This window comes from Streptomyces prasinopilosus, from assembly GCF_001419695.1.
Taxonomy (GTDB): domain Bacteria; phylum Actinomycetota; class Actinomycetes; order Streptomycetales; family Streptomycetaceae; genus Streptomyces; species Streptomyces prasinopilosus.
Map to the genome: position 1 here is coordinate 1 of NZ_LIRG01000013.1, position 7,584 is coordinate 7,584.

The 7,584-nt window shown below is 74.2% G+C and carries 2 protein-coding genes and 2 pseudogenes; 3 read left to right on the forward strand and 1 reads right to left on the reverse strand.

Annotation, left to right across the window (positions count from 1 at the left end):
• Positions 1-86 precede the first annotated feature (86 nt).
• Positions 87-1,388, forward strand: a pseudogene (locus AOK18_RS00880) (alkaline phosphatase family protein); the annotation flags it as partial.
• Between the two features lie 226 nt (positions 1,389-1,614).
• Here AOK18_RS00880 and AOK18_RS00885 read toward each other — a convergent pair.
• Positions 1,615-3,111, reverse strand: a complete 1,497-nt coding sequence (locus AOK18_RS00885; protein ID WP_055692986.1) for an acyl-CoA synthetase — start codon at positions 3,109-3,111, stop codon at positions 1,615-1,617.
• A gap of 138 nt (positions 3,112-3,249) precedes the next feature.
• On the opposite strand from AOK18_RS00885, the pseudogene AOK18_RS00890 reads away from it, so the two are divergent.
• Both AOK18_RS00890 and AOK18_RS00895 read left to right on the forward strand, forming a co-directional pair.
• Positions 3,250-5,748: pseudogene (locus AOK18_RS00890) on the forward strand (penicillin acylase family protein).
• 355 nt (positions 5,749-6,103) lie between these two features.
• Positions 6,104-7,584, forward strand: a 1,481-nt coding sequence (locus tag AOK18_RS00895) for a serine hydrolase domain-containing protein (protein WP_055692987.1), incomplete at its 3' end; no start/stop codon positions are given.

Sequence of the window (7,584 nt, forward strand, 5' to 3'; positions counted from 1 at the left end):
GGCGAGGACCTGCCCGCCCCGGCCGAACGACTCCCGGACGAACTCGGCCGCGTCGTCGAGCAGGATCCAGTCGAGCACCAGGTCGAAGGGGCGGGCAGGTCCTCGCCGTGATCGGTGTGATCGTCCTGTTCGCCGCCCTGCTGGTGCTGATGACGCTGGCGGCGGTGCGGATCACGGACCTGATGGTCCGCCACCGCCGGACCGCCGCCCGTACCACCGTGGTCCTCGGCGTCGTGTGGATCACCTGCGTCACCCTGGGCGTGCGGATCACCGGTGTCCCGCTCGCCACCAGGGGCACCGCACAGATGCTGGGCAACCGGGTGGAGCAGGTGCGCGCGGGGCTCGAGGACGCACGGGTCTTCGAGCGGCAGGCCGCCGTCGACGCCTTCGCCGACACTCCGCCGGACCGGCTGTTCACCGGGCTGCGCGGCAAGGACGTCCTGTTCACCTTCGTCGAGAGCTACGGCCGGGTCGCGATCGACGACCCGGCGATGGCGGAACCGGTCGACGCGGTGCTGAAGGAGGGCGCCGCCTCCCTGGAGGCCGCCGGTTTCGAGTCGCGCAGCGGCTGGCTCAGGTCGCCGGTGACGGGCGCGGGCAGCTGGCTCGCCCACTCCACCTTCCTGTCCGGCCTGTGGATCAAGAACCAGCAGCGCTACCGCAGCCTCACCACCAGCGACCGCATGACCCTCACCAACTACTTCCGCAAGACCGGCGACTGGCGCACCGTCGGCATCGTGCCCGGGGTGCGGCGGGCCTGGCCGGAGGGCAGGTACTTCGGCCTGGACCACATCTACGACTCCGAGCACCTCGGCTACCGGGGCCCGTACTTCAGCTGGACGCCGGTGCCCGACCAGTTCACCATGGAGGCCTTCGAGCGTCTGGAGCACGGCAGGAAGGACCGGCAGCCGATCATGGCGGAGATCATCCTCGCCTCCAGCCACAACCCGTGGTCCCCCAACGCCCGCATGATCGACTGGGACGACCTCGGCGACGGCTCCGTGTTCCACGGGATCAAGAAGGAGGGCACCGACCCCGCGGAGGTCTGGCAGGACCCGGAGAGGGTGCGCACCGAGTACCGCAAGTCCATCGAGTACTCGCTGCGCAGCCTGACCGGATGGATGGAGCGGTACGGCGACGAGGACACGGTCCTGGTCTTCCTCGGCGACCACCAGCCCGTCCCGACCGTGACCGCCGGCGACACCGGCAAGGACGTGCCGATCACGATCGTGGCCGGCGACGAGAAGGTCCTGGACCGGGTGGCGGACTGGAACTGGACCGACGGTCTCAAGCCCGCGCCCGACGCTCCGCGCTGGGGCATGGACGAGTTCCGCGACCGCTTCATGACCGCGTACGGGCCGCAGGGGGGCGAGGGCGGCGGGGGCTGAGCGCGGGCTCCGCCCGGCTCCTCCCCCTTCTCCGGGCCGGAGGCGGACGCCCGTCCCCGCCCGGCGGCGGCCCGGTCCGTCGGGGCGGCCGTGAAGGGCGGCACCGGGACGCCGGCCGGGACCGCCGGCCCGAAGGCGCCGGAGCGGTCGGCGGGCGGGATCCGCAGGGCCGTGGACCCGCGTCCGCGCCGAGCCGCGTCCGCCCGTGCCGGGCCGGGCGGTGCGCTCACCCGGTGAAGCGGTCGCGCAGCTCCCGTTTGAGGATCTTCCCGCTGGCGTTGCGCGGCAGCTCGTCCACGAACAGCACCCTCTTCGGCGCCTTGAAGGAGGAGAGCCGCTCGCGGGCGTGCGCGATCAGCTCCTCCTCCGTCACCTCGCCGCGCGGGACGACGACCGCCGTGACGGCCTCCACCCAGCGGTCGTCGGCAAGGCCCACCACCGCCGCCTCGGCGACCGCCCCGTGCGTGTACAGCGCGTCCTCGACCTCCCGCGAGGCGACCAGGACACCGCCGGAGTTGATGACGTCCTTGACCCGGTCGACGATCGTGAAGTAGCCGTGGGCGTCCCGCACCGCGAGGTCCCCGGAGTGGAACCAGCCGTCGCGGAAGGCCTCGGCGGTCTCCTCGGGTTTGTCCCAGTACCCCTCGCACAGCTGCGGCGACCGGTAGACGATCTCGCCGGGTGTCCCGTCGGGTACGTCCCTGCCGTCCTCGTCGACCACCCGCGCGTCCACGAACAGCACGGGCCGCCCGCAGGACTCCATGCGCCCCTTGTGCTCGTCGGGGGCGAGGACGGTCGCCAGCGGGCCGATCTCGCTCTGCCCGAAGCAGTTGTAGACGGCCAGGCCGGGCAGCCGTTCCAGCAGCCGCTCCAGGACCGGCACCGGCATGACCGACGCCCCGTAGTACGCCTTGCGCAGTCCGCTCAGGTCCCGGGTCGCGAAGTCGGGGCGCCGGGACAGGCCGATCCAGACCGTGGGCGGGGCGAACAGGCTGTCCGCGCGGCCCGCCTCGATCAGGTCGAGGATCCGGTCGCCGTCGGGCGCGTCGAGGATGACGTTGGTCGCGCCGACCGCGAGGTAGGGCAGCAGGAAGACGTGCATCTGCGCCGAGTGGTAGAGCGGCAGCGCGTGCACGGGGAGGTCGCCGGCCTGGAGGTCGAGGGCCGTGATGGCGCTCAGGTACTCGTGCACCAGGGCGCGGTGGGTCATCATCGCGCCCTTGGGGCGGGCGGTGGTGCCCGAGGTGTAGAGCAGCTGCACCAGGTCCTCGGAGCGCGGCCCGGGACCGTCGTGGGCGGGCGCCCCGGCCAGCAGGTCGAGCAGCGAGCCGTCGGCGTCGCGCAGGGGCAGGGTCCGTACGCCGTCCGGGAGGCGCCCGGCGAGGCCGGGATCGGTGAGGACCAGGCCGCTGCCGGACTGGCCGACGAGGTAGGCGAGGTCGTCGCCGGTCAGGTTCTGGTTGACCGGTACGTGCACCAGGCCCGCGCGGGCGCAGGCGAGGAAGCCGATCAGGTAGGCGTCGGAGTTGTGGCCGTAGGCGCCGACCCGGTCTCCGGGCGACAGCCCCGCACCGAGCAGGACGCCCGCCGCGCGGGAGACGGCGGTGTCGAGCGCGTCGTACGTCCAGGTGCGGTCGCCGTACTCGACGGCGACCCGCGCCGGGGTGCGGCGGGCGCTGCGTCGCAGGAGTCCGTCGACCGTGCTGGCGTGTCCGGGCGTCATGGAAGACGATCCTCTGTTCACCGGCCGGGCGGGTCAAGACACCGGGCCGGTGCGCGGCGGGCCGTACGGACGGTCCGGCCCGCGCCCCCTGACCGGTGGAACGGCCGCTGTTACTCTCGACGCCCCCTTGGACCAAGGATGTCGGGAGGCACGGTGCGATTACTTCTGGGACGGTCGGCCGTCGCGGCGGTGGCCCTGTTGACCATGGGCGCCGCGCTGCCGGCCGTTGCCGCCGAGCAACCGGGCCGTCAGGAACACCCGTCCCGCCACGGCCTGTCCGCCGTGGTCCGCTACACCGAGCACGGCATTCCGCACATCGTCGCGAAGGACTAAGCGAACCTGGGCTTCGGCACCGGCTGGGCGCAGGCCGCCGACCAGGTGTGCACCCTGGCCGACGGTTTCCTGACGGTCCGCGGCGACCGCTCGCGGTTCCTCGGACCGGACGCCGCACCGGACTTCTCGCTGTCCTCGGCCGGCACGAACCTCTCCAGCGACCTGTACTTCCGGGGCGTGCGGGAGGCGGGCACGGTGGAGAAGCTGCTCGCGCGGCCCGCGCCGAGTGGTCCGAGCCGCCCGGTGAAGGAGCTGATGCGGGGCTTCGCGGCCGGGTACAACGCGTGGCTGGAGCAGAACCGGATCACCGACCCGTCCTGCCGAAACGCCGCCTGGGTGCGGCCGGTGACCACGCTGGACGTGGCGGCACGCGGATTCGCGCTCGCCGTGCTGGGCGGGCAGGGCCGGGCCGTGGACGCCATCACGGCCGCCCGGCCGCCGCTTCCGGCCGGGCCGGACGCGGCGGAGGGTCCGGGGCACTCGGCGCCACCGGGAGCCGCGGGGTCCCCGGGGGCCGGGGACCCGGCGCGGACGGCTCCGCCGCCCTCGCCCGAGGAGGCCGCGCGGGCCGCTCGTGAACTGTTCGCCGCCGACCGCGCCGGCATGGGCTCCAACGCGGTCGCCTTCAGCGGCAGGACCACGGCGAACGGGCGCGGCCTGCTGCTCGGCAACCCCCACTATCCCTGGCAGGGCGGGCGCCGGTTCTGGCAGTCGCAGCAGACCATTCCCGGCGAGCTGGACGTGGCGGGCGGCTCCCTCCTCGGCACGGTGGCCGTGTCCATAGGACACAACGCGCACATGGCGTGGAGCCACACCGTCGCCACCGGTGTCACGCTCAACCTCCACCGGCTGACGCTCGATCCGGCCGATCCGACGGTCTACCTGGTCGACGGCCGGCGGGAACGGATGCGGAAACGCACCGTCACCGTGCCGGTGGCGAACGGCGCTCCGGTGACCCGCCACCAGTGGTGGACCCGCTACGGCCCCGTGGTCACCTCGCTCGGCGCCTCGCTCCCCCTGCCCTGGACGGGCGGCACGGCCTACGCGCTGAACGATCCCAACGCCGCCAACCTGCGTGCCTCCGACACCGGGCTGGGCTTCGGCAGGGCCCGCGGCACCCGCGACGTCCTCGACACGCTGCGGCGCACCCAGGGGCTGCCCTGGGTCAACACGATCGCCGCCGACTCCCGGGGGCACAGCCTGTTCACCCAGTCGCAGGTGCTTCCCCGGATCACCGACGAGCTCGCGCAGCGCTGTTCGACGGCGCTCGGCCGGGCCACCTACCCCGCGTCGGGGCTCGCGGTCCTGGACGGTTCCCGCGGGGACTGCGCCCTCGGCCGCGACCGTGACGCCGTGCAGCCGGGCGTCTTCGGCCAGTCCCGGATGCCCACCCTGCAGGACGCTCCGTACGCGGAGAACTCCAACGACAGCGCCTGGCTGTCCCACGCCGAGCGGCCGCTGACCGGCTACGAGCGGGTCTTCGGCACGATCGGCACGCAGCGGTCGATGCGCACCCGGGGCGCCCTGGAGGACGTCGCGGCGATGGCGGCCCGGGGCGGCCTGACCGTACGGGACCTCCAGCGGCAGCAGTTCGCCGACCGGGTGCCCGCGGCCGCTCTCGCCGGGGACGACGTGGTGAGGGCCTGCACCGTGCTGCCGGGCGGCACCGCGCGTGGCACCGGCGGCGGGGAGGTGGACGTGCGGGAGGCGTGCGCCGTGCTCGCCGGGTGGGACCGCACCATGGACACCGGCAGCCGGGGCGCGCTGCTCTTCGACCGGTTCTGGCGCAGGCTCACGGCGGCGGAGCCGGGGACACGGTTGTGGAGGGTGCCGTTCTCGGCCGCCGATCCCGTCCGCACCCCGCGCGGTCTCGACACCTCCGTCCCGGCCTTCGCCACGGCTCTCGCGGACACCGTCACCGAGCTGCGGGCGGCGGGGATCGCGCTCGGCTCACGGCTCGGCGAGCACCAGTTCGTGGAGCGGGGCGGCGAGCGGATCGCCGTGCCCGGCGGTACGGAGTCGCTGGGCGTCTGGAACAAGGTGGAGGCCCGGTGGGACCCGGCCCGCGGGTACACGGAGGTGTCGACCGGGACCAGCTACGTCCAGGCCGTCGGCTGGGACGGCAGCGGGTGCCCGGTGGCGCGGACGCTGCTGGCGTACTCCCAGTCGTCGAACCCCGCCTCGCCGTACTCCAGCGACCAGACACGGCTGTTCTCCGGTGAGCGGTGGGTGACGTCCCGCTTCTGCGAGAAGGACATCCTGTCCTCGCCGGAGCTGAGGGTGGTCCGCGTGCGCGAGCGCTGAGCACGGCCGCGGGCGTCCGCGCGGGGCGGGACCCCCGGGGCGCACGCGCGGGTGGCGAGGGGGGCCGCCCGGGCCCGTCCGACGGTGACCGGTCGTCACGTCGGACGGGTCCCGAGGGGGAGGGCGGCGGCACCCGCCGCCCCTGGCCGGCGCCTCCGGCACAGAGCGGGGGCGTGACGGCGCCGACGCCCCCGCGGGCGGCCTCCGGGGAGGACGTGCTCCCCGGCCCGGCCGACGGCCCCGCACGCCCCGTTGACACACCCCGCACCCGGCAGGAAGGTTTCACCCCGCAAGGCGATTCCCGGAAGAATCCTTCAGGCCGCCGGCCGCGGCCTCGACACGGGAGGAACCCTCCATGGTGGACGAGGAGCCGCGCGGCATCACGCGTCGTCAGCTCACCGGACGTGTGACGGCCCTGGGCGGCGCCCTGGCCTTCGCCTCCCTCCCGGCCGGCCCGGTCTCGGCGGCCCCGCCGGAACCGGCCGCGGCGGGCGGCGGCCTTCCCACCCTGCGGCGCGGGTCGGCCCGCCGGGCCGGACTGCTCGCCGGGCACCTGGACCGGCTCGTCGCCGAGGCCGAGGCGTTCCTCGGCCCGTCGCCCGAGCACCCCTGGTACGCGGGCGCCGTGCTCCTCGCCGGGCGCGGCGGCACCGTGGCCCTGCACCGGCCCCTCGGCATGGCGGTGCGCTACCGGGCCTACGACGAGGAGACCGACACCGGCGTCGAGTTCCCGGCGGACCGGCAGATCCCCATGGCCGAGGACACCGTCTTCGACCTGGCCTCGGTGTCGAAACTGTTCACCTCCGTCCTCGCGGTGCAGCAGATCGAGCGGGGCACGCTGGAGCTGGAGGCGGCCGTCGCCACATACCTGCCGGACTTCGGCCGTGCCGGCAAGGAGAACGTGACGATCCGTCAGCTGCTCACGCACACTTCGGGGTTCCGCGCCTGGATCCCGCTCCACAAGGCCCCCACGTACGAGGAGCGCATCCGGCTCGTCCTCGACGAGGCACCCGTCAGCGCGCCCGGGACGGCGTACCTGTACTCGGACCTGAACATGATCTCGCTGCAGCTGGTGCTCGAGAAGGTCACCGGCCGCTCCCTGGACGTCCTCCTGCGGGACGGGATCACCGGCCTCCTGGGCATGGACCGCACCCGCTACAACCCGCCCGCCTCCTGGAAGCCGGTGATCGCCGCCACCGAGGACGCCCGCCCGCCCTGGTCCGGCCTCGACCGGGGGCTGGTGTGGGGCGAGGTGCACGACGAGAACGCCCACAGCCTGGGCGGGGTCGCGGGCCACGCGGGGGTGTTCTCCTGCGCCTGGGACCTGGCGGTCCTCGGGCGGACCCTGCTCAACGGCGGCGGCTACGGGCGGGCCCGCATCCTCGAACCGGATTCGGTGGAGCTGATGTTCACCGACTTCAACACCGGCTTTCCCGGGGACGGGCACGGGCTGGGCTTCGAACTCCACCAGCACTGGTACATGGGTGCGATGGCCACTCCCCGCACGGCAGGCCACACCGGGTTCACCGGCACCTCGCTGGTGCTCGACCCGACGACCGACTCGTTCCTCGTCGTCCTGGGCAACTCGGTCCACCCGGTGCGCGGCTGGCGCTCCGGTTCGGCTCCCCGGGTCGCCGCCGCGAACCGGCTGGCCCGCGCGGTCCCGGTCCGGCCGGCTCCGGGGCGGGGCGGACGGGCGTGCTGGTTCTCCGGGATGGCCGGTTCGACGGTGGCGACGCTCACCCTGCCCGCGCTGGACACGTCGTCCGGCGGGGCGCGGCTGCGCTGCGCCCTGTGGTGGGACACCGAGCCGCACGCCGACCTCCTCACCCTGGA